Origin of the sequence: Saccharopolyspora indica, from assembly GCF_027853965.1 — a bacterium.
Classification (GTDB): domain Bacteria; phylum Actinomycetota; class Actinomycetes; order Mycobacteriales; family Pseudonocardiaceae; genus Saccharopolyspora; species Saccharopolyspora indica.
In genome coordinates, this window is the sequence record NZ_JAQGLB010000022.1 from 1 (window position 1) to 19,790 (window position 19,790).

18 protein-coding genes, 1 pseudogene and 1 riboswitch are annotated in these 19,790 nt (G+C 71.5%); of the genes and pseudogenes, 9 read left to right on the plus strand and 10 right to left on the minus strand.

Annotated features, from left to right (window positions below):
* Nucleotides 1-692 (plus strand): hypothetical protein (locus OU416_RS33025; RefSeq protein WP_270930992.1); only part of this gene is annotated, 692 nt, incomplete at its 5' end.
* 65 nt (nt 693-757) lie between these two features.
* On the opposite strand, the gene OU416_RS33030 is transcribed toward OU416_RS33025, so the two are convergent.
* Nucleotides 758-1,996 (minus strand): hypothetical protein, encoded by a 1,239-nt coding sequence (locus OU416_RS33030; protein WP_270930993.1) that lies wholly within the window; start codon nt 1,994-1,996, stop codon nt 758-760.
* A 418-nt stretch (nt 1,997-2,414) separates the two neighbouring features.
* Between OU416_RS33030 and OU416_RS33035 the strand changes: the two genes are divergently transcribed.
* Both OU416_RS33035 and OU416_RS33040 read left to right on the plus strand, forming a co-directional pair.
* Nucleotides 2,415-2,891, plus strand: coding sequence for a DUF3145 domain-containing protein (locus OU416_RS33035; protein WP_372907236.1), 477 nt, complete (start codon nt 2,415-2,417; stop codon nt 2,889-2,891).
* Between the two features lie 58 nt (nt 2,892-2,949).
* Nucleotides 2,950-3,531, plus strand: a complete 582-nt coding sequence (locus OU416_RS33040; protein ID WP_270930995.1) for a hypothetical protein — start codon at nt 2,950-2,952, stop codon at nt 3,529-3,531.
* 18 nt (nt 3,532-3,549) lie between these two features.
* On the opposite strand, the pseudogene OU416_RS33045 reads toward OU416_RS33040, so the two are convergent.
* Nucleotides 3,550-4,470: pseudogene (locus OU416_RS33045) on the minus strand (AraC family transcriptional regulator); the annotation flags it as partial.
* Between the two features lie 151 nt (nt 4,471-4,621).
* On the opposite strand from OU416_RS33045, the gene OU416_RS33050 reads away from it, so the two are divergent.
* The gene (locus OU416_RS33050; RefSeq protein ID WP_270930997.1) at nt 4,622-5,455 is read left to right on the plus strand and encodes an NAD(P)H-binding protein; all 834 of its coding nucleotides are present in this window, start codon (nt 4,622-4,624) and stop codon (nt 5,453-5,455) included.
* A gap of 176 nt (nt 5,456-5,631) precedes the next feature.
* Here the strand turns inward: OU416_RS33050 and OU416_RS33055 are convergent, their stop codons facing one another.
* The 5 genes from OU416_RS33055 to OU416_RS33075 form a co-directional block, all read right to left on the minus strand.
* Nucleotides 5,632-6,876 (minus strand): beta-ketoacyl-[acyl-carrier-protein] synthase family protein, encoded by a 1,245-nt coding sequence (locus OU416_RS33055; protein ID WP_270930998.1) that lies wholly within the window; start codon nt 6,874-6,876, stop codon nt 5,632-5,634.
* Nucleotides 6,873-7,112 carry an acyl carrier protein gene (locus tag OU416_RS33060; RefSeq protein ID WP_093151868.1) on the minus strand — a complete coding sequence of 80 codons (240 nt, stop codon included), beginning with the start codon at nt 7,110-7,112 and terminating at the stop codon, nt 6,873-6,875. Before OU416_RS33060 ends, OU416_RS33055 begins: the two co-directional genes overlap by 4 nt.
* 61 nt (nt 7,113-7,173) lie before the next feature.
* The gene (locus tag OU416_RS33065; RefSeq protein WP_270930999.1) at nt 7,174-8,154 is read right to left on the minus strand and encodes a beta-ketoacyl-ACP synthase III; all 981 of its coding nucleotides are present in this window, start codon (nt 8,152-8,154) and stop codon (nt 7,174-7,176) included.
* Entirely contained in the window at nt 8,151-9,071 is a 921-nt protein-coding gene (locus OU416_RS33070) for an ACP S-malonyltransferase (RefSeq protein ID WP_270931000.1), read from the minus strand. The genes OU416_RS33065 and OU416_RS33070 overlap by 4 nt, the downstream gene beginning before the upstream one ends.
* 184 nt (nt 9,072-9,255) lie before the next feature.
* Nucleotides 9,256-10,470: a PucR family transcriptional regulator gene (locus OU416_RS33075; RefSeq protein ID WP_270931001.1), complete on the minus strand. Its 1,215-nt coding sequence runs from the start codon at nt 10,468-10,470 to the stop codon at nt 9,256-9,258.
* Nucleotides 10,471-10,689: 219 nt separating this feature from the next.
* On the opposite strand from OU416_RS33075, the gene OU416_RS33080 reads away from it, so the two are divergent.
* Together OU416_RS33080 and OU416_RS33085 are read left to right on the plus strand one after the other, a co-directional pair.
* Entirely contained in the window at nt 10,690-11,421 is a 732-nt protein-coding gene (locus OU416_RS33080; protein WP_270931002.1) for a mechanosensitive ion channel family protein, read from the plus strand.
* A 177-nt stretch (nt 11,422-11,598) separates the two neighbouring features.
* On the plus strand, nt 11,599-12,498 hold the full coding sequence (locus OU416_RS33085; RefSeq protein ID WP_270931003.1) for a peptidoglycan recognition protein family protein: 900 nt from the start codon (nt 11,599-11,601) through the stop codon (nt 12,496-12,498).
* A gap of 78 nt (nt 12,499-12,576) precedes the next feature.
* On the opposite strand, the gene OU416_RS33090 is transcribed toward OU416_RS33085, so the two are convergent.
* Both OU416_RS33090 and OU416_RS33095 read right to left on the minus strand, forming a co-directional pair.
* The gene (locus tag OU416_RS33090; RefSeq protein WP_270931004.1) at nt 12,577-12,813 is read right to left on the minus strand and encodes a DUF3263 domain-containing protein; all 237 of its coding nucleotides are present in this window, start codon (nt 12,811-12,813) and stop codon (nt 12,577-12,579) included.
* A gap of 111 nt (nt 12,814-12,924) precedes the next feature.
* Nucleotides 12,925-14,127 (minus strand): MFS transporter, encoded by a 1,203-nt coding sequence (locus tag OU416_RS33095; RefSeq protein ID WP_270931005.1) that lies wholly within the window; start codon nt 14,125-14,127, stop codon nt 12,925-12,927.
* Between the two features lie 163 nt (nt 14,128-14,290).
* Nucleotides 14,291-14,423: riboswitch (FMN riboswitch) on the plus strand.
* Between the two features lie 92 nt (nt 14,424-14,515).
* Between OU416_RS33095 and OU416_RS33100 the strand changes: the two genes are divergently transcribed.
* Nucleotides 14,516-15,163: a nicotinamide mononucleotide transporter family protein gene (locus OU416_RS33100; RefSeq protein ID WP_270931006.1), complete on the plus strand. Its 648-nt coding sequence runs from the start codon at nt 14,516-14,518 to the stop codon at nt 15,161-15,163.
* Between the two features lie 30 nt (nt 15,164-15,193).
* On the opposite strand, the gene OU416_RS33105 is transcribed toward OU416_RS33100, so the two are convergent.
* A complete protein-coding gene (locus tag OU416_RS33105) occupies nt 15,194-16,555 on the minus strand; it encodes an erythromycin esterase family protein (RefSeq protein ID WP_270931007.1) in 1,362 nt (453 codons plus the stop codon).
* Nucleotides 16,556-16,795: 240 nt separating this feature from the next.
* On the opposite strand from OU416_RS33105, the gene OU416_RS33110 reads away from it, so the two are divergent.
* Together OU416_RS33110 and OU416_RS33115 are read left to right on the plus strand one after the other, a co-directional pair.
* The gene (locus OU416_RS33110; protein ID WP_270931008.1) at nt 16,796-18,073 is read left to right on the plus strand and encodes a M14 family metallopeptidase; all 1,278 of its coding nucleotides are present in this window, start codon (nt 16,796-16,798) and stop codon (nt 18,071-18,073) included.
* 139 nt (nt 18,074-18,212) lie between these two features.
* On the plus strand, nt 18,213-19,778 hold the full coding sequence (locus OU416_RS33115) for an alkaline phosphatase D family protein (protein ID WP_270931009.1): 1,566 nt from the start codon (nt 18,213-18,215) through the stop codon (nt 19,776-19,778).
* The last annotated feature ends 12 nt before the right edge of the window (nt 19,779-19,790 follow it).

Consider the following 19,790-nt stretch of genomic DNA (forward strand, 5'->3'; position numbering starts at 1 on the left):
CATCGGATCCGCCGCCGACATCGACGACAGGGGTGGACGTGCAAGCGCGACAACGAGAACTGGCGCGGTTGTACCGGGCAGCGCTGGACCGCCCCCGCTGGCAGCAGGTGCTGGCCTTCGCGGTGTCGCTGTGGGCGCTGGGCTGGATCCTCGGGCAGTTCCTGCTGCCGCGGAACAGGCCGAGCGCGCTGGACGTCCTCGGCCACTTCGCGACGCGGCTCGGCCTGACCACCGGCGAGTGGTCCGAACGCGTCTCGGAGGTGTGGCAGAGCGGTGGCGGCGGGCTGGCGGTGCTCGGCGGCCTGCTGTGGGCGGCGACCACCGAGCGCGGTCAGCTCCCCGCGCTGCTCGGCTGGATCGCGGTGATGATCGGCGCGGAGCGCCTCGGCTACCAACCCGCGATGCTGCTGGCCGTGACGACGATGGTGAGCTTCGTGGTCGTGCTGTGGCTGGCGGCGCTGACCAGCAGCCGGTTCGTCGACCGGCGAGCGGTCCTGCTGCCGCGCGACGTGCTGCGCGCCGGGGTGACGGCGGCCGCGCTGTCCGCGGTGGTGCCGCTGTTCGCCCCGGGATTCTTCCTGAACCGCCTGGGCAGGCCGTACATCACCAAACCGCCGCGCCGCGTCTTCCCCGCCGCGAACATCCCCGAGCAGGCAACCCCGGAACCGACCCGGGAACCAGAGCACCCCTGATCCGCCGCACCCGGGGTGGCGTCAATTTCGTACGAAATTGACGCCCCGCAAGGTGACGGTGCTGGTCAGGAGCGGGGGGCCAGGCGCAGGCCGCGTTCGGCCAGCGCGCGCAGCCCCACGTCGTCCGGGGTGGACGCGCGGTGCCGCCAGACGGTCTGGACGATCCGGACCTCGTTCCCGCTCTGCTGCACGACCTGGGCCGCGTCGTCGAAGCCGTCCGGTCCGCCCGGCCAGCCCCGGCCCTCGGCCACCAGGTCGGTGATCCCGCCGGTGCCCGCCGCGTCCGCCAGCTCCCGGAGTTCCCGGGCGGCCGGCTCGTCCGGCAGCTCGACGATCGCGATCGACACCGCGGCGGGCCTGCCGGACACCTGGGCCTCGAACACCGCGCGCGTCAAGTTCCGGCAGGGCCGCCGCTCGAACCAGCGCTGGACGTCGCCGAAGGAGTGCGGATCGCAGGTCTGCGCGCGGTCGGTCACCCGCTGCGCGAACTCCACGCCGTCGACCCGCTGGATCGGCGGCGCGGCAGGCGGGTCGGCGGCCGGGCTGTCCGCGGACAGCCAGGTGATCAGCGCGCCGCACAGCAGCACCAGCACCGCGGCGGCCGCGATCAGCCCGGTGCGGCGGGAGAACCGGCGGGCGGCCGAAGGCTCGGTGAACTTCGGGATCAGCATGGTGTCGGCCGTGGCCAGGTCGGTGACGGCCGATTCCGGGAAGCCCTCCTCGACCAGGTCCGCGGTGCTGAGCCGGCAGTCCTCGTCGAGCACCCGCAGCAGCTGCTGCGCGGGTTCGGCCGGGCAGGACCGCTCGTAGGTGGCCAGCTCGCGGGCGGCGGCGAGTATCGCGGTGGTGTTCGGCGAGACGACCCGGACCCCGCGGTGCAGGTCGGTCGTGGGCTGGGTGACCTGCCCGGCGTAGGGCCCGACGACCACGACGGCGGCGACCGGCAGCGGCTCCAGCCCGCGGGACTGCAGGCTGCGCGCCAGCGCCGCAGCGGACTCCAGGCCCTCCAGCCCCGGGTTGACCGCGCCCTCGGAGCGCACCATCGGCCAGCCGTCCACCGTCCACGGCGTCCGCAGCGGGGCTTCCACCTTCAGCGCCGGTTCCGGCAGGTCCACGCCGAGCACCACGACGACACCGCGCGGCAGCACGATCACCGCGTCCAGCGGGCGGGGAGCGCCCGGCGGGCGGCAGCCGAACACGGCGACACCGCCCAGCACCGACGGCCCGGGTCCCCACGCGGAGATGGCCGCCCGGATGTCGGCGCCGACCTCGGCCGGATCCGCACCGAGCCGCACCAGTCGCATGAGGACCTCCCGTTCCCGCAACCCGGTGAGCGCGCACCTGTTCGAGCCCTGACGTTAGTCGGGTCGTCCGGGGGTTGTGGCGGAGATCCAATATTCGTCCGATCGAGTGGTATCCGCCACTCGCTCGACGCGGTTGCGGTGCTGCTGTCGAGTGATGCCGGAACTCGCGACAACCCTCGGGATCTGCGATTTCGCCTGATCGGAGCAGTGGCCGCCGGTCGGCGGTCCGCAACCCGGGGCGTCGCGGGCCGGTGGCGAGAAGCGGAGTTCTGGTGGCGGAGCGCGCGACGGGCGATGCAGAATGGCGCCGCATCTGGTGATCGTCGTGCTCGCGAGGTCGTAGGGGAAGACGTCCCTCGTCGAACAGCGGAGGTCAGCAGTGAGCACCCGTGGCAGCGACCGTGGCCACACCGCTGGTGTGGTCTACGTCCACTCGTCGCCGTCTGCGGTCTGCCCGCACGTCGAGTGGGCGATTTCTGGCGCACTCGGCATCCGGACGGAACTCCGCTGGACGGCCCAACCGGCAGCCCCAGGGCAACTCCGCGCGGAGTGCAACTGGACAGGCGAGCCGGGTACCGGCGCACGCTTGGTCACCGCGCTCCGCGCGTGGCCGATGCTGCGCTTCGAAGTCACCGAGGACCCCAGTCCCGGGGAGGACGGGCAGCGTTTCTGCCACGCTCCCGGCCTGGGCCTGTGGCGTGCCTGCACCAGCGCCAACGGCGACATCGTCGTCAGCGAGGACCAGCTGCGCACCCTCGCGGCCAACGCCAGGGGACCGGAGGCGTTCGCGCACCGGGTGGACCAGCTGCTGGGCGCGGCGTGGGACGACGCCCTCGAACCGTTCCGCCGCGCCGGGGACGGCGCTCCGGTCACCTGGCTGCACCGCGTCGGCTGAGCCGCGGGCTGGCGGGAACCGGCCGTGGTGCTGATCGGGATGTGCGAAGCTTGGTGCCGTGCGTTCCTGGGTGAAGTGGGGTCTGCCGGTATCGGTCGTCGTGCTGCTGGCCGGTGCCGGAGGCGGCGCGGTGCTCGCCGACGGCCTCTACCGCGGGCCGACGCGGTCCGTCTCGACGACGAAGTTCGAGTCGACGGACGAAGTCGTGGCGATGAACAGCCCCGGCGGCGTGGCCTACACGCAGGGCGCTGCCCAGCACCCCGACCAGCAGTCGGTCATGCTGCTGCTGGACAACCACTTCCGGTCGATCAACGACCGCGACTACGACCTGTGGAAGTCCACAGTGGTCGAGAGCAAGTGGGACGAGCTGCCCGAGGCCAAGTGGCGGGACGCCTACGGGTCCACCACCGACCTCGACATGAAGGTGCACCGGATCGACCCCGGCCCGGACGGCTCGCTGCTGGCGATGCTGACCTTCAGGAGCCACCAGGACGTCGAGGCCGCGCCCCCGGACATGCCGTACCGGTGCCTGGAGTGGAACCTGGTGTACCCGATGGTCGTCATCGACTCGGGCCGGTCACTGCGCCTGGACACCAGCAAGCTGCCGAACAGCGCCCTGCGGGCCGCCTGCCAGGAGTGACTCCGGCTGGTCCTGCCGCCGGTACTCCTGCGGGCTGGAGCCGAAGCGCCGCTTGAAGGCGTTGCTGAGCGCGAACGCGCTGCCGTAGCCGACCTGGCGGGCGACCGAGCCGATCGTCGCGTCGGATTCCCGCAGCAGGTCGGCGGCCAGCGCCAGCCGCCAGGACGTCAGGTACGTCATCGGCGGTTCGCCGACCACGTCGGTGAACCGCCGCGCGAAGCCGGCGCGGGACAGCCCGCACCGCGCGGCCAGCCCGGCGACGGTCCACTGCTCGGCAGGGGTGTCGTGGATCAGCTGGAGCGCCTGGCCCACGACTTCGTCGCACTGCGCGCTGTACCAGGCCGGAGTGCGGTCGGGCGAGCCGGCGAACCAGGCCCGCAGCGCGGCGATGAGCAGCAGGTCGAGCAGCCGGTCCAGCACGGTCTCCTGGCCCGGTGCCTTCTTGCCGATCTCGGCGGCGAGCAGGTCGATCAGCGGCGCGTCGAGCGATTCGTGCCGGACCACCGCGAGCTCCGGCAGTTCGGTGAGCACTCGGTCGCTGACCTCGCCGACCACCTGGTACGTGCCGGTGAGCAGCGTCGTCGTCCCCGCGTGGCCGGTGCCCCAGGTGCGGACGCCGAGGTCGGAGAGCCCGTCGAGCGGCGTGCCGCTCGGGCTGGTGCAGCGCTGGCCCGGGTGGATCACGACCTGCCACGGGGTGCCCGGGTCGTCGGCGACGGTGTAGTGGCCCGGGCCGCGCACCACCGCGACGTCGCCGGGCGCCAGCAGCGCCGGTGCGCCGCCGTCCGGCAGCACCCAGGCCGATCCGCGCACCACGGCGATCAGGGTGAGCGGGGCGCGGTCCTGGATGCGCAGCGACCAGGGCGGTTCCAGGATCGAGCGGAGCAGGAATGCGCCGCGCGCCCGCGGTCCGTCCAGCAACCCGGCCAGAGTGTCCACGGCACGAGCCTATGCCGTGCCGGGCGGGTCGATCTGGGACTTCCGCGGAAATCGCGGGTGATCGAGACCAGGTGTCGATTCTGGACGATCGATTATGGGATGTGGCTTCTCGACTATGGGGAGTCCAGCCGAACTCGGCTTGACTAGTGGCATGTCAGCCAACGAACAGAAGCCAGTGCTCGTCCTCGGCGCTACCGGCCGGACCGGTCGCCGCGTCTTCGAACGCCTCTCGATCGCGGGGCGGCCGGTCCGGGCCGGATCCCGCTCGGCGACCCCGCCGTTCGACTGGACCGAGCCCGCCACCTGGCCGGCGGTGCTGGCGGGCATCGACGCGGTGTACCTGTCCTACCAGCCGGACCTGGCCGTTCCGGGCGCCGCCGAGGTGGTCCGGGAGTTCACCGAGCTCGCGGTGCGCAGCGGAGTCCGGCGGGTGGTGCTGCTGTCCGGCCGCGGCGAGCCGGGAGCGCAGCGGGCCGAGGCGGCGGTCCGGGAGTCCGGTGCCGAGTGGACCGTCGTGCGAGCGGCCTGGTTCCAGCAGAACTTCAGCGAGGACTTCCTGGTGGAAGCGGTGCGCGCGGGAGAGGTCGCGCTGCCGGTCGGCGCGGTGGGCGAGCCGTTCGTCGATGCCGACGACATCGCCGACGTCGCGGTGGCCGCGCTGACCGAGGAGGGGCACGCGGGGCAGGTGTACGAGGTGACCGGACCGCGGCTGCTCACCTTCGCCGAGGCCATCGGCGAGATCGCCGCCGCCACCGGCCGGGACATCGCGTTCGCGTCGATCGGTGCGGAGCGGTACCGGGCGGCGATGGCCGAGCACGGCGTGCCACCGGAGGTGGTGTCGATGGTGGAGCACCTGTTCACCGAGGTCCTCGACGGCCGCAACGCGCACCTGACCGACGGTGTCCGCCGCGCGCTCGGCCGGGAGCCCCGCGACTTCGCCGACTACGCCCGCCGCACCGCCCCGACCGGCGTCTGGAACGCCTGAACGAGGTTCGCCGGCCTGCGGTTTCAAAGGAAACTGCGATCTTGAGCTTCGGAGATTCACAGCTTCGGCTGTGATCGTGGGGAACACGGCGGGCGGGCGGCTGGGGGTGCCCGAGGCGCCGGTGAAAAGTGGAAAGCGGGCTGAGTCGTGCTCAGCCCGCTTTCCGGTGCCTGCGGTCAGGCCTTGGCGAAGGCGAGGGCCACGTTGTGCCCGCCGAAGCCGAAGGCGTTGTTGATCGCGGCGGTCTGCTCCACGTGCCGCGGCTTGTCGGCCACCACGTCGAGCTCGACCTTCGGGTCCAGCTTCTCCAGGTTCCGGGTCGCCGGGATGACGCCGTGCTTCAGGGAGAGGACCGTCACGATGCTCTCCACCGCACCGGCCCCGCCGACCAGGTGGCCGAGCGAGCCCTTCGGCGCGGTCACCACGGCGCCGTCACCGATGGCCTGGCGAACCGAGTTGGCCTCGCCGACGTCACCGACCACGGTCGAGGTCGCGTGCGCGTTGACGTGCCCGATGTCCGACGGCTCCAGGCCGCCGCTGAGCAGCGCCTTGCGCATCGCCCCGATCTGGCCGCGACCGTCCGGGTGGCTGCCGGTGATGTGGTAGGCGTCGGACGTGATGCCCGTGCCGGCCAACCGGGCGTAGATCCGCGCGCCGCGCGCCTTGGCGTGCTCCGCGCTCTCCAGCACGATCACCCCGGCGCCCTCGCCCATCACGAACCCGTCGCGGTCGACGTCGAACGGGCGCGATGCCCGCTCCGGGTCGTCGTTGCGGGTGCTCAAGGTCCGGGCCTGGGCGAAACCGGCGATGGTGATCGGGTGGATGCAGGCCTCCGCACCACCGGCCACCACGACGTCCGCGTGTCCCTGCTGGATCATCTCGAAGCCCTTGGCCAGGCCTTCGGCGCCCGACGCGCAGGCCGACGCGGGGGAGTGCACCCCGGCGCGGGCCCGCAGGTCCAGGCTGACCATCGCGGCCGGGCCGTTGGGCATCAGCATCGGCACGGTCAGCGGCGAGACCTTCCGCAGCCCCTGGGACTCCAGCAGGTCGTCCTGCTGCAGCAGGGTCAGCGGACCGCCGATGCCGGTGCCCAGCGCCACGCCGAGGCGGTCCGGGTCGACCGGCTCGGAGTCGTCGGACGGCAGCTCGTAACCGGCGTCCGCCCACGCTTCGCGGGCGGCGATGACGGCGATCGCCTCGCAGCGGTCCATCCGGCGCAGCTGCACGCGCGGCAGGACGTCGGCCGGTTCCACCGCCAGCGGCGCGCCGATCTTGGCGGGCAGCTCGAAGCGGTCGAGCCAGTCCGCCTCCAGGCGCTTGATGCCGGTGGCGCCGTTCAGCAGTCCGTCCCAGGTGGACGCGACGTCGCCGCCCAGCGGCGTCGTCGCGCCCAGCCCGGTGATGACGACTTCGGTCGTCATGCGTTCTTGGTGATGTAGTCCACCGCATCACCGACGGTCTTGAGGTTGGCCAGCTCGTCGTCCGGGATCTTCACGCCGAACTTGTCCTCGGCCTGCACGGCGATCTCGACCATGGACAGGGAGTCGATGTCGAGGTCGTCGACGAAGGACTTGTCGACGGTCACGTCGGCGGCGTCGACACCGGCGACCTCTTCGACGATCCCGGCCAGACCCTTGGTGATTTCCTCGTTGGACACGGTGTTCCTTCCTGGTTCTTGCTTGCTCACCGCGGGCGTGCGGCCCGCGGCAGTTCTGGGGTCAGGGGCAGACGGCGACCTGGGCGGAGTACGACAGCCCGGCCCCGAAGCCCACGAGCAGCATCACGTCACCGCTGGAGATCTCCCCGGCCGCCCGCATGTGGTCGATGGCCAGCGGGATGGACGCCGACGACGTGTTGCCGGAGTAGACGATGTCACGGGCGACCACGAGGTCGTCGCGCGCACCCTGGTTCTGCAGCTTGCGGGCGATCGCCTCCACGATCCGCAGGTTCGCCTGGTGCGGCACCAGGACGTCCACGTCGGACAGCTTCAGCCCGGCGGCCTCGACCGCGCGGGCCGCGACCGGGGCGATCTGGGTGGTCGCCCACCGGAAGACCGACTGGCCCTCCTGGTAGATGTACTTGCCGTCGCGCAGGTAGATGGTGTCGACCAGGTCGCCCGCGCTGCCCAGCACGGCGGGCCCGAGCTGGGGCTCCTCGGCCGGGCCGACGACCGCAGCACCCGCGCCGTCGGCGAAGATGATGCAGTTCCCGCGGTCCTCCCAGTCCAGCCACTCCTGGAACCGCTCGGAGCCGATGACCAGCACGTTCCGGGCCGAACCGGCGCGCACCGCGTCCGAGGCGACCGACAGCGCGTAGACGAACCCGGCGCAGGCCGCGTTGACGTCGAAGGCGCCCTGGGCCTTGATGCCGATCTGGTCGGAGACCTGGGCCGCGGCGTTCGGGATGCCGCCCGGCATGGTGCAGGTGGCCACGATCACCTGGTCGATGTCGGCGGGCGTCAGACCGGCGTCGGCCACCGCCTTGGAACCGGCCTCGACGGCCATGTTCACCACGGTCTGGTGCTCGTCGCCGAGCCTGCGGTGGATGATCCCGACGCGCTGGCGGATCCACTCGTCGTTGGTGTCGACGATCTTGGCCAGGTCGTCGTTGGTGACGATCCGGTTGCCCTGGGTGCTGCCGAAGCCGAGCAGCCGGGTGCCCGCCGGGGTGGCGTTCTGGGCGATGCGGGGCTTGGTCACTCGTCGCTCCCGAGCAGTTCGGCGACCTTGTCCAGGTCGGCGGGGGTCTTCAGAGCGACGGTCTTGACGCCCTTGACTTCGCGGCGCACCAGGCCGCTGAGGGTGCCCGCGGGCGGGAGTTCCACGACGGCATCGACACCGCGTTCGGCCAGCCCCGCCATGCAGCTGTCCCAGCGGACCGGGCTGGTCACCTGGGAGACCAGGCGGCGCACGATCTCGGCGGCGTCGGTGACCACCGCGCCGTCGGCGTTGGACAGCAGCGGCAGCTCGGCGTCGGTCGCGCTGATCTGCTCGGCGTGCTTGGCCAGGGCCTCCTGCGCGGGCGCCATGAAGCGGGTGTGGAAGGCGCCGGCGACCGGCAGCGGTCGGACGCGAGCACCGGCGGGCGGTTCCTCGGCGAGCTGCTCCAGCGCGATCAGCCGTCCGGCTGCGACGATCTGACCTGCGCCGTTGCGGTTGGCCGGGTCCAGGCCGAGGTGTTCCAGGTGGGCCACCACGTCGGCGGCGTCACCGCCGAGCACGGCGGACATGCCGGTGGGCTCCAGCGCGCACGCCGCGGCCATCTCCCGGCCGCGGACCGCGGCCAGCGCCACCGCGTCGTCGGCGTTCAGCGCACCCGCGACCGCCGCCGCGGCCAGCTCGCCGACGGAGTGCCCGGCGACCGGGGTGCCCGCGGGCACGGTCACGCGGCTGCGCAGCTCCTCGGCGGCGATCAGCGACAGCGCCACCACCAGCGGTTGGGTGACCGCGGTGTCCTTGATCTCCTCGGCGTCGGCGGTGGTGCCGAGGCGGAGCAGGTCAAGGCCGGTCAGCTCGGACCAGGCGCCGAGTCGCTCGGCGACACCGTCCAGTTCGAGCCACGGGTTGAACATCCCCGGGGCCTGCGACCCCTGTCCGGGAGCTAGAAGCGCGATCACCCTTGCTACTGAACACGCCGGGGTGCGATCGGAGTGATGCCGAGACGGACGAAGTCCAGCGTGCAAAGTTGTGGGGTGTCTACAAGCAGCTCTGGAGCCGAGCTGGGCGGAGGCACGAATCGTTGTCGGTCGTGTCCGATCAGTGAACAACGGTAAAGCCCTGGTACCAGGCACGACCGCCGTGTCACCAGAGGCCGCGCGCCTTGGCCAGCCTGCCGACCGCAAGACCCACTCGCAGCACGTGCGCGTCCCGCGCGTTGGACGGTGTGCGGCCCGTGAGTTCCGCCACCCTGCGCAGCCGGTAGCGGACGGTGTTGGGGTGCACGTAGAGCTGGCGCGCGCAGTTCTCCAGCACGCCGCCGACCTCCAGGTAGGTGTCGACGGTCTCCATCAGCGAGCCGCCGGCGTCCACCAGCGGCAGCACGATCCGCTCGACCAGCTGCCGCTCGGCCTCGGGGTCGCCGGCCAGCGCCCGTTCGGGCAGCAGGTCGCTCGCCGGGACCGGGCGGGGCGCGGTCGGCCAGGCCGCCACGGCGCGCAGCGCGGACATCGCGTCCGCCGCCGAGCGGTGCGCCTCGGCCAGGTTCGACACGGTCGGCCCGACGACCACCGGCCCCTCGTCGAAGGCCTCGGCCAGCCGCGTCACCGCCTCGTCGTCGGAGCGCTCCTCGCCGGAGCTGCCGAAGACGACCACCAGCCGGGTGCCCTGGACGCCGAGCAGGACCGGGCAGCCGAGCCGCGCCGCGCGGCTGCGCACCTGGTAGACGATGGTCGGCGGATCGTCGGACGGCGCGTTGCCGACCAGCACGGTCGCCTCCGAGGAGGGCTCCCAGCCCAGCGCCGCGGCGCGGGACAGCAGGGATTCCTCGGCGTCGCCGCGCACGATCCCGTCGACCACCAGCGCTTCCAGCCGCGCGTCCCACGCGCCGCGGGCCTCGGCAGCGGCCGCGTAGGAGGTCGCCGCGGCGAAGGCGATCTCGCGGGTGTAGCGCAGGATCGACTCGGTCAGCATGGTGCGTTCGTGCTGCTCGTCGGCCAGTTCCGGGAGCTGCTGCTCGAAGACGTCGATGGCGACCCGCACCAGTTCGAGGGTCTGCCGCAGGCTGACCCAGCGGGACAGGTCGCGCGGTGCGGCGCGGAAGGCCTCGGCGGTCAGCCGGATCGCCTCGGTCGGGTCCTGCAGCCAGGCCACGAAGTTGGCCACGCCGGTCTGGGTCACCAGCAGCACGCTGGCGCGCTGGTCGGCGGGCATCCGGCGGAACCACGGCAGCCGCTGCTCCATCGCGCTGACGCTGGCCCCGGCCAGCCCGCCCGAACCGCGTTCCAGGCGGCGGAGCGTGGCCGCGGAGATCGGCCGCCGCGCACTGCTGTCCCGCTCACCTGCGCGTTCGGTACTCATGCTGTCAGAATCGCACGCCGCCGATCAGCCCAGTGCGGCCACCGGTCGGCGGTGCGCGCGGGCTCACAGTTCCGCCGATGTTGACTCGGTGTGATTTGTCTTAATCCATTCGAGTAGCTAAATCGCCCGTTCGAGGCGGTCTTTCGGTTTGTCCCTCAGCCGAATAGCAGAAACGATCACCCATCAAACGCCGCCCTTAGGCTTTTCCGAGGTGAAATCGTGGATACCTTGCAAACGGGGTTGGCCCAGGCCTGGGCCAACATCGCCACATTCGTTCCCAAGCTCGTCATGTTCCTGGTCGTCCTGCTGATCGGCTGGCTGATCGCCAAGGCGGTGTCGAAGGCCATCCAGGTGGCCTTCGTGCGGCTCGGCTTCACCCGGCTGCTCAAGCGCGCCGGGCTGGCCGACATGGCGGCCAAGACCCAGGTCGACCTCGGCGGATTGCTGATCAAGGTCGTCTACTACTTCATCCTGCTGATCTTCCTGCAGCTCGCGCTCGGCGCGTTCGGCCCCAACCCGGTCAAGGACCTGATCGACCAGATCGTCCTGTTCCTGCCGCGCGTGCTGGTCGCGATCGTGCTGGTGCTGGTGGCCGCCGCGGTGGGCCGCGTGGTCGGCGACCTGGTGCGCGGCGCGCTCGGCGGCCGCCCGGTGGGCGGTGTGCTCGGCAAGATCACCTTCGGCTTCATCGTGGCCCTCGGCGTGATCGCCGCGCTGAACCAGATGGGCATCGCGCTCACCGTGACCACCCCGATCCTGATCACCGTGCTGGCCACCATCGGCGGCGTGGTCGTGGTGGGCGTCGGCGGCGGCCTGATCGGACCGATGCAGCAGCGCTGGGGCAAGTGGCTGACCGGGGTGGAGAAGCAGTTCAGCGCGCCCAACGGCACCAAGAACGGTGTGGAGCCGGCGGAGCCGGTCACCCCGAACACCGGAACCAGCGGGCTCTAGAAAACCCGGAGAGGCCGCTGAAATTCCGCTGAACGGTTCTCGCGCGGAACGAACCGGGAAAACTCATTCGATGGTCGAGGCTCACCCGTTGGGTGGGTCTCGACCATTTTCACGCACTTGGCCGTGGTCACCCGCATTCGATCGCGACACCATGAGGGAACGGATCAAGCCAGGAGAGTGATCAGGTTGGCATTGCCCCTCGTCTGGCTGGCGGACGCGTTGCGCGCGGTCGGGCTGACGGTGGTCGAAACCGATGGCTGGCGGGAGCGCACCGCCTCCTCGGGACCGCAGCCGGCACCGGTCGGCGTGCTCGAGCACCACACCGCCACGCCCGCGTCCTACGAGAACCCGGCGCCCAGCGTCCAGCTGTGCATCGACGGCCGCCCGGACCTCGCCGGTCCGCTCTGCCACGCGGTGATCGGCTTCGACGGGACGGTGCACATGATCGCCGCGGGTCGCGCGAACCACGCGGGCGAGGCGAAGGAGTCCGGCCCGAACCCGGGAGGCGACGGCAACACCCTCTACGTCGGCTTCGAGTGGGACTACCAGGGCGTGGACCAGGGGCCGAGCCCGGAGCAGTACTCGGCGGCGCTGAAGGCGACCCGTGCGGTGCTCGAGCACCTGGGCCGTCCGGCGGACGCCGCGCGCGGCCACAAGGAGACCAGCGTCACCGGCAAGATCGACCCCGGCCACGTGGACATGGACCGGTTCCGCGCCGATCTCGGGAACAAGGACCAGGAGGACCAGATGAACCCGGAACAGGACGCGATCCTGCGGCGGCTGGAGCACGAGCTGCTCGGCCCGCGCGGCCCGAACGGCGAGATCCAGGGCTGGCACACCGAGGTCGGGCCGCGCACCATCGTCGCGATGCTCGTCGACCTGGTGAACACCGTGATGGGCAAGGAGCAGGCGCCGGAGATCCCGCCGCAGGCCGGTGCGGGCGACCCGGAGGCGATCAAGAAGGCGTTCCAGGCGCTGCCACCGGACCAGGCGGCACCGCTGCTGGCGGAGCTGGTCCGCATCCAGCAGGACCGCCAGCTCACCCCGGAGCAGTACGCCGAGCGTCCTCAGGCGTAGCTGGCAGGAACCCGGAGCCCCGCGCAGTGTCGCGGGGCTCCGGTGCGCCCGGGCCTCGCGGCAGATGCGCTTCCAGCGTCAGGATTCGCGGGGCGCGCGGCGGCGGGTGGCGCGTTCGTCGCGGCGGTCCAGCAGGCGCTTGACCAGTGCAGGCTGCTGCTTCAGGGCCTCGGGTTCGTCCAGCAGGCGGTTCAGCCGCTGGTAGTAGCGGTTCGGGGAGAAGCCGAAGCGCTCCTGGATGACCCGTTCCTTGTTGCCCTGGTACTGCCAGTGCTCGAGCTCGAAGGCGAGGATCGCGTGATCGGTGTCGTTCATCCGGCGTCCCCCTCCTCGACGAGCTGCTGATCGAGTCTACCGGTGGGGGCACGCCTGTTCGATCGGCCGTCCGGAGGGTGTCGGTCACACCGGCGATTTCGCGCGAAACCGTCATCCGGTAGGCGTGGGATCGGGCGATTTCGCGCGAAATCGCCGTCGCCGCACCGCGAACAGGTGCCGGGTCAGCGCTGCCCCGGCGAGCAGCGCCACCAGCCCGGACACGCCTGGCCAGCCGAAGTGCGCGAAAGCTCGCACCCCGAGCCACGACCCGGCGCTGCCGCCGAGGAACGCGCAGGTCATGTAGGCCGTGTTGAGCCTGCTGCGGACCTCCGGGCGCAGCGCGTAGATCCGCACCTGGTTGGCGACCATGCCCGACTGCATCGCGACGTCGAGCAGCAGCGTGCCCAGCACGAGCGCCACCATCCCCGCGGTCCCGCCGGAGGTGCCGCCGAGGAGGACGGCGGCCGCGGCGATCGTGCCGATCAAGCACACCAGGTTGACGGCGTCCGGCCCCCGCCGATCGGCCTGGCGGCCGGCGATCGGGGTGCAGATCATCGTCGCCGCGCCGACCACCGCGAGCGCCCCGACGGCCGGCGCCCCGAGCCGGTAGGCCGGACCGGTGAGCAGCAGCGCCACTCCGGTCCAGACGGCGGTGAAACCGGCGAACACCAACGCCTGGTAGAAGCAGGAGCGGCGCAGCTCGGGCTCGGTGCGCAGCAGCCGCAGCGACTCGCCGAGCAACGCCGGATAGCGCTGCACCGACGGTGGTGCCGTGCGCGGCACCGCGAACGCCAGGACGCCTGCGATGATCAGGACGAGCACGGCGGCCACCAGGTACGGAGCCCGCCAGCCGAGCCAGTCGCCGAGCAGGCCGCCGAACGCGCGGGAGAGCAGCATCCCGCCGATCGATCCGCTCAGCAGCATCCCGATCACCGAGCCGCGCTGCTCCTCGCCGACGAGCCCGGCAGCCAGCGGGCTGACCAGCGGCGCGATCACGGTCGTGGTGCCGATCAAGGCGCTGGCCGCCACGAGCGGCGGGAGCCCGGGGGCTGCCGCCGCGGCCAGCAGACCCAGCCCGGTGGCGATGAGCAGGCCCGCGATCAGCGGCCGGTACGGCACCCGGTCGCCCAGCGGCACCAGCAGGAAGATCCCGACCGCGTAACCGAGCTGCACGGCGGTGGCGACCAGCGCCGCGGCATCGGGTGACACCTGCAGCCCGACCGCGACCAGCGGGCTGATCGCCTGCGGGAAGTAGATGTTCCCCACGCTGATACCGCAGGTCAGCGACAGCAGCAGGACGAGAGGGCGGCTCATCCCGCCCGCACGTGGTTCAGCAGATCCGGGCACCTGTGGAAGATCCGGCGCGCACCGGCGCTCGCGCAACCGGTTTCGCACCGGGCAGTGGTGTGATCCGACCCACGTCTGCTCCCGGGAACAGATCGACAGGCGCACGATGTTGCGCAGAACGAAGGAAGTCGTGCGCTCCGGGGCTCGGTGAAAATCCGAACCGGCGGTGAAAGTCCGCGAACCGGCGCCTCCGCAACGAGGTGTCGGCCGATCCGGTGGAATTCCGGTACCGACGGTGAAAGTCCGGATGAGAGGCAGCGCACGGGTGGTCGGGGCGGAGCTGTAACCACAGTCGGCTGTGCCCTCGCGCTGCCCGCGTACCCCGGTGTGCACGTCACCGGTGGGAGGAGCGGGCGTGCGGACAGTCGCGGAATGGTTGCTCGGCAACGGGATCACCGTGCTGGGCCAGCAGATCTCGTGGGCGGAACTCGTCGGGCAGCTGTGCGCCCTGGCCGTGGTCTTCCTCGCCCAGCGCAGAACCCTGGCGACCTGGCCGGTGCAGGTCTCGGCGACGGTGCTGCTGTTCGCCGTCTACGCCTCGGCGCACCTGGGCGGGCTGGCCGTCCGGCAGGTGATGATCCTGCTGATCTCCGTCTACGGCTGGTGGGCCTGGAGCCGCCGCAGCGATCCCGTCTACGGCGTCGTGGTGCGCAAGGCCACCGGCGTGGAGCGGCTCGCGCTGATCGGCGCGCTGGCCATCGGCACTTCCGCGTTCGCGCTGCTGCTGTCCGCGCTGGACGCCTCGTGGGCGCCGTGGCCGGACGCCTGGATCTTCGTCGGCACCCTGGTCGCGTTCTGGGCGCAGGGCCGCGGTCTGGTCGAGTTCTGGCTGGTGTGGCTGGCCGTGGACGCGGTCGGCGTGCCGCTGCAGATCGCCTCCGGACTCCACTTCAGCGCGGCGATCTACGTGGTGTTCGCGGCGCTGGTGATCCACGGCTGGTGGAGCTGGAACCGCACGGCGCGCGTGCAGCGGGTTCGGGAGGGCTTAGCGGTCAAGGCTTGACTCCTGGTGTTCGGCAGCGCGATCGCGCTGCTACGGCCGTGCCCGGCCGGCTTCCCGGATCTCCTGCAGGTGGACGAGAACGTCGTAGGCGCGGCCGAGCGCGATGTTCTCGAGCGGGACGGGGTACTGGGTGCCGATGTCGCGCGTGGGACGAGCGGTGTTCAGCCAGGTGCGCGCGGCTGCCGGGACGGTGCGGAGGTCGAGGTAGTAGTCCTGGCGGCGGACCCGGTGGAGGGTGTGCTCGTTCGTGCCGGGTTCGGCCGGGCCCGCGGTGAACGTCTTCCAGGCACCGTCGAGGGGTTCGTCGTTCGACAGGAAGGAGCCCTGGTGGAAGGTGAAGCCGATGGGGAGGTAGTCGCCGCCCATCAGGTCGCGCAGGAACGCCCCTTGCGTCTTGAGGTAGATGTCGGGGTTGCCCCCCGTGTACCCGACGTGGCCGTTGTGCCCCGACAGCAGGATCTTGCCGCCGGTGTGCCGCTGCCACCAGGCGGTGTTGTCGGCCATCACCTGGTCGCGGTAGAGGTGCGCGGCGGACAGCTCGGCCTCGTTGGTGAGGTCGGCGAACTCGAAGGCCAGGAACGTGGCCGTCTGGGAGACGGACCGGGCGTTCTGGACGGCGAGCTGGAATTCGGTCGGGTCCGCACCCCGGATGCTGCTGACCAGTTCCAGGGCTTGCAGCGCGTTGGCCGCGAGCAGCTGCCGTTCGCTGCGCGGTCTGCCCAGGTAGGCGAAGACGTCGTCGATCGGTCGCAGACCGGTGTAGAGCTCGTCGAGGCGGGCCAGTGATCGCGGGTGGGTTCGCTGCACGTAGCCGGTGATCCGGCTGAAGAAGTCGTCGCTCAGCGCGGGAGCGCCGATGTCGTCGCCGATGAACCGGAGCGGGCGGCCGGGGTGGCTGCGGTTGTGGTCGCGCATCCAGGCGATGAGGCTCACGAACTCCTCCCGGTGCCAGGGCGTGCCGGTCAGCGCTCGTTTCGCGATCGTGCGGGCGTCGCCCTCGCCGGTCTGGAGGTAGTCGTCGATCAGGAGTCCTGCGGACCAGCTCACCTCCAGGGCGAAGGTGGTGAACCCCTTCGTCTCGACGAGGTGGCGGAAAACCCGCTCCTTCATGGCGAAGAACTCGTGCGAGCCGTGGGTGGCCTCGCCGAGGCCGACCACCTTCGCATCGCCGATCATCGTTTCCAGAGGTCGCAGGTCGGCGGTGTCTGCGCCGGGCTCGGTCGAGCGCAGCGGGTGGGCCGCGTTCTTCAGCAGGGCGACCACGTCCGGCTCCTCCCGCCTCGCGCCTGCCGAGTTCGTGCAGGCGGTCACCGGTACGAGGACTGCTCCCGTCGCGATTCCCATCGCGGCCAGCAGTCCGCGGCGGCCGATGCGCTTCTCATCCCGAAACAAGGTGGCACTCCTCCAGATGACCAGTGGGCGATTCGCACGTTAAGGAGGCGCGATCGCGTAGCCGATGGTGCTGGCAGGCGTCTTGTCGGGGGTGCTGGCCGGATGGTGCTTCCGGCTGCGATGTGCCTTGCGAAGGCTGCCGTCATGCCCCAGCGCGTGCAGGCGCCGCTGTCAAGGCTTGACTCCTGGTGTTCGGCGATGATCTATACGCAGTGATCACAATCGCCGAAAGGGGTCGAAATGGGGCGTCTCGCGCGAAGCGCGGTGGTTCCGCTGGCGATCTGCGCTCTGCTGGCGGCGCCGGTGGCGTCCGCGCAGGAGCGGACCGCTGCACCGACGACGGGTTTCGAGCAGAGCGACGGCAGCCGGTGGACGACACCGGAGGAGGAGGCCGAGTTCCTGCGGGCCGTCGACGAGGCGAGCAGGAACGTCTCGATCGAGCAGATCGGCGCCAGCACGCAGGACCGCCCGCTGCGGCTGGTCCGCGTCGGTGCGCCGTCGGCCCGCACCAGCGTGCTGTTCACCTGCTCGCAGCACGGTGACGAGCCGTCCGGCCGCGAGGCCTGCCTCACCAGCATCCGCGACCTGGGCTTCTCCGAAGACCCGCAGGTGCGCCAGTTCCTGCGCACGACGAGCGTCCTGTTCGTGCCGAACGCCAACCCGGACGGCAACGTCGCCGACACGCGCGAGAACGCCGACGGCGTCGACATCAACCGCGACCACCTCGCGCTGAAGTCGCCGGAAGCGCGGGCCATCGCGCAGGCGCTGCGCGACGAGCAGCCCGACGTCGTGCACGACCTGCACGAGTACGGTGCGAAGCCGCCGTACTACGTGAAGGACTTCCTCGCGCTGTGGCCGCGCCACCTCAACACCGCCGAAGGCGTGCACGGGGAGTCGGAGCGGCTGTCCGAGGCGTACGTCCGGCCCGCGGTCGAGGACATCGGGTTCTCCACCGGCGTCTACGGCATCTGGACCGACCCGGAGACCGGTGAGCCGATCAAGCAGGTCGCCGGCGACGGGCAGGAGCGGATCCTGCGCAACACCACCGGCGTCAAGAACGCCATCGGCCTGCTGGTGGAGACCCGCGTCGACCCGCTGACCGAGGAGGAGCTGGCGGATCCGGCGGTGAACAACCACCGCCGCGTGGACTCCCAGCTCGCCGGGATCAGCGCCACGCTGCGGATGATGTCCGAGCGCCGCGACGAGATCGCGACCGCGACGACGCAGGCCCGGCTGGCGGGACTGCGCGACGAGGGGCCGATCTACTTCGGCGGCGCCGACAACGAACCGCCCGCGCCCGAGCAGGTCGACGAGAACCCGCCGTGCGCCTACCGCCTGACGGCCGACCAGTTCGGCGAGGTGCGCGACGAGCTCGACCTGCACGGCGTGCGCAGCGTCCCCGCTCCGGACGGCGGGCGCGTGGTCCCGATGCGCCAGGAGGCCCGCTCGCTGGTCGCCCTGCTGCTCGACTCCCGCGCCGAGTTCCGCCTCGCCGACGGGCAGCCCCTGTCCTGCTGAGCCGGTGCCGTGAGCGGCGGGCGCCGCCGCTCACGGCACCCGGACGGCACTGTTCATCCGGCGGCCATGCGCGAGCGCTCTGCCGTTCGGCCGCGCCGATCAAGATTGGTCCGACCACCACATCTCTGGGAGGACCCAAGTGCCCGGAAGTTCCCTGTCCCGCCGATCGGTGCTGATCGGCGGCGCCGTGCTCGCCGCCGCCGCTCCCGCCATCCCCGCCGCGGCTTCCGAACTCCGCGGCGTCGGCCGCCCGATGCGCCCCGGCCAGCTGTTCACGCTCGGCGTCGCATCCGGTGAGCCGCTGCCGCACGGCGTGGTGCTGTGGACCCGGCTGGCCCGCGACCCGCTGGCCGACAACGGCCTCGGCGGCATGCCGGACCAGGCGATCAACGTCCAGTGGGAAGTCGCGACGGACGAGCGGTTCAAGAACGTCGTGCAGCGCGGGAATGCCGAGGCGTCGCCGCGGTGGGCGCACAGCGTGCACGTCGAGGCCAACGGGCTGCGGCCGGGGACGGAGTACTTCTACCGGTTCCGCGCGCGGGGCGAGCTCTCGCCGGTCGGCCGCACCCGCACCGCCCCGGCGCCCGGCACGCTCGGCGCGCTGACCATGTGCTTCGCCTCGTGCGCGCACTACGGCGAGGGCTACTTCACCGCCTACCGGCGGATGGCCGAGGACGAGCCGGGCCTGATCCTGCACCTGGGCGACTACCAGTACGAGTACGCCGACAACCCGTCGAAGAACGTGCGCACGGTGGAGGGCCCCGAGACCGTCACGCTGGCCAACTACCGGCAGCGGCACGCCCAGTACAAGACCGACCCGGACCTGCAGCTGGCGCACGCCACCGCGCCGTGGCTCGTCGTCTTCGACGACCACGAGATCGAGAACAACTGGGCGGCCGAGACCCCGGAGGACAAGACCGAGACGCCGGGTCAGGCCTTCCTCCAGCGCCGTCGCGCCGCGTTCCAGGCCTACTACGAGAACATGCCGCTGCGGTGGGAGTCGATGCCGCAGGGCAACGGCATCCGGCTCTACCGGCGCCGCCAGTGGGGCTCGCTGGCGAACTTCCACATGCTCGACACCCGCCAGTACCGCGACGACCAGGCCTACGGCGACGGCAACAAGCCGGACGGCCCGGACCTGAAGGTCCCGGAGCGCACCATCACCGGCAAGGACCAGGAGGTGTGGCTGCTGGACGGGCTGCGCGAGTCGCGGGCGCGGTGGGACGTGCTCGGCCAGCAGGTCTGGTTCGCCCAGATGGACCACGACCCGGGCCCGGCGAAGATCCTGCCGATGGACGCCTGGGACGGCTACCAGGCCTCGCGCCAGCGGATCAAGGCCGGCTTCGACTCGACCCGCAACGTCGTGGTGCTCACCGGTGACGTGCACTCGCACTGGGCGGCCGACCTCAAGGACGACTTCGACGACTCCCGCTCGCGCACCGTCGCCGTGGAGCTGACCACCACCTCGGTCACCTCCGGTCGTGACGGCTCCGACACGAACGAGGGCGGCGACAAGCTCAAGGCCGCCAACGAGCACGTGCACTTCTACAGCGGCCGCCGCGGCTACGTGCGCACCCGGTTCACCCCGGACCAGGTCCGCGCCGACTACCGGGTGCTGCCCTACGTCTCGAAGCCCGACGCCCCGGCCACGACGGCGGCCAGCTTCATCACCCAGGACCGCGACCCCGGCCTCCACGCGGTCTGACCCGAGGCGAAG

Excerpts from the sequence above, each read along its gene's own strand:
- OU416_RS33030 (WP_270930993.1), bottom strand. The coding sequence starts at position 1,996 with ATGCGACTGGTGCGGCTCGGTGCGGATCCGGCCGAGGTCGGCGCCGAC.
- OU416_RS33050 (WP_270930997.1), top strand. The coding sequence starts at position 4,622 with ATGTCAGCCAACGAACAGAAGCCAGTGCTCGTCCTCGGCGCTACCGGC.
- OU416_RS33055 (WP_270930998.1), bottom strand. The coding sequence starts at position 6,876 with ATGACGACCGAAGTCGTCATCACCGGGCTGGGCGCGACGACGCCGCTG.
- OU416_RS33075 (WP_270931001.1), bottom strand. The coding sequence starts at position 10,470 with ATGAGTACCGAACGCGCAGGTGAGCGGGACAGCAGTGCGCGGCGGCCG.
- OU416_RS33090 (WP_270931004.1), bottom strand. The coding sequence starts at position 12,813 with ATGAACGACACCGATCACGCGATCCTCGCCTTCGAGCTCGAGCACTGG.
- OU416_RS33095 (WP_270931005.1), bottom strand. The coding sequence starts at position 14,127 with ATGAGCCGCCCTCTCGTCCTGCTGCTGTCGCTGACCTGCGGTATCAGC.
- OU416_RS33110 (WP_270931008.1), top strand. The coding sequence starts at position 16,796 with ATGGGGCGTCTCGCGCGAAGCGCGGTGGTTCCGCTGGCGATCTGCGCT.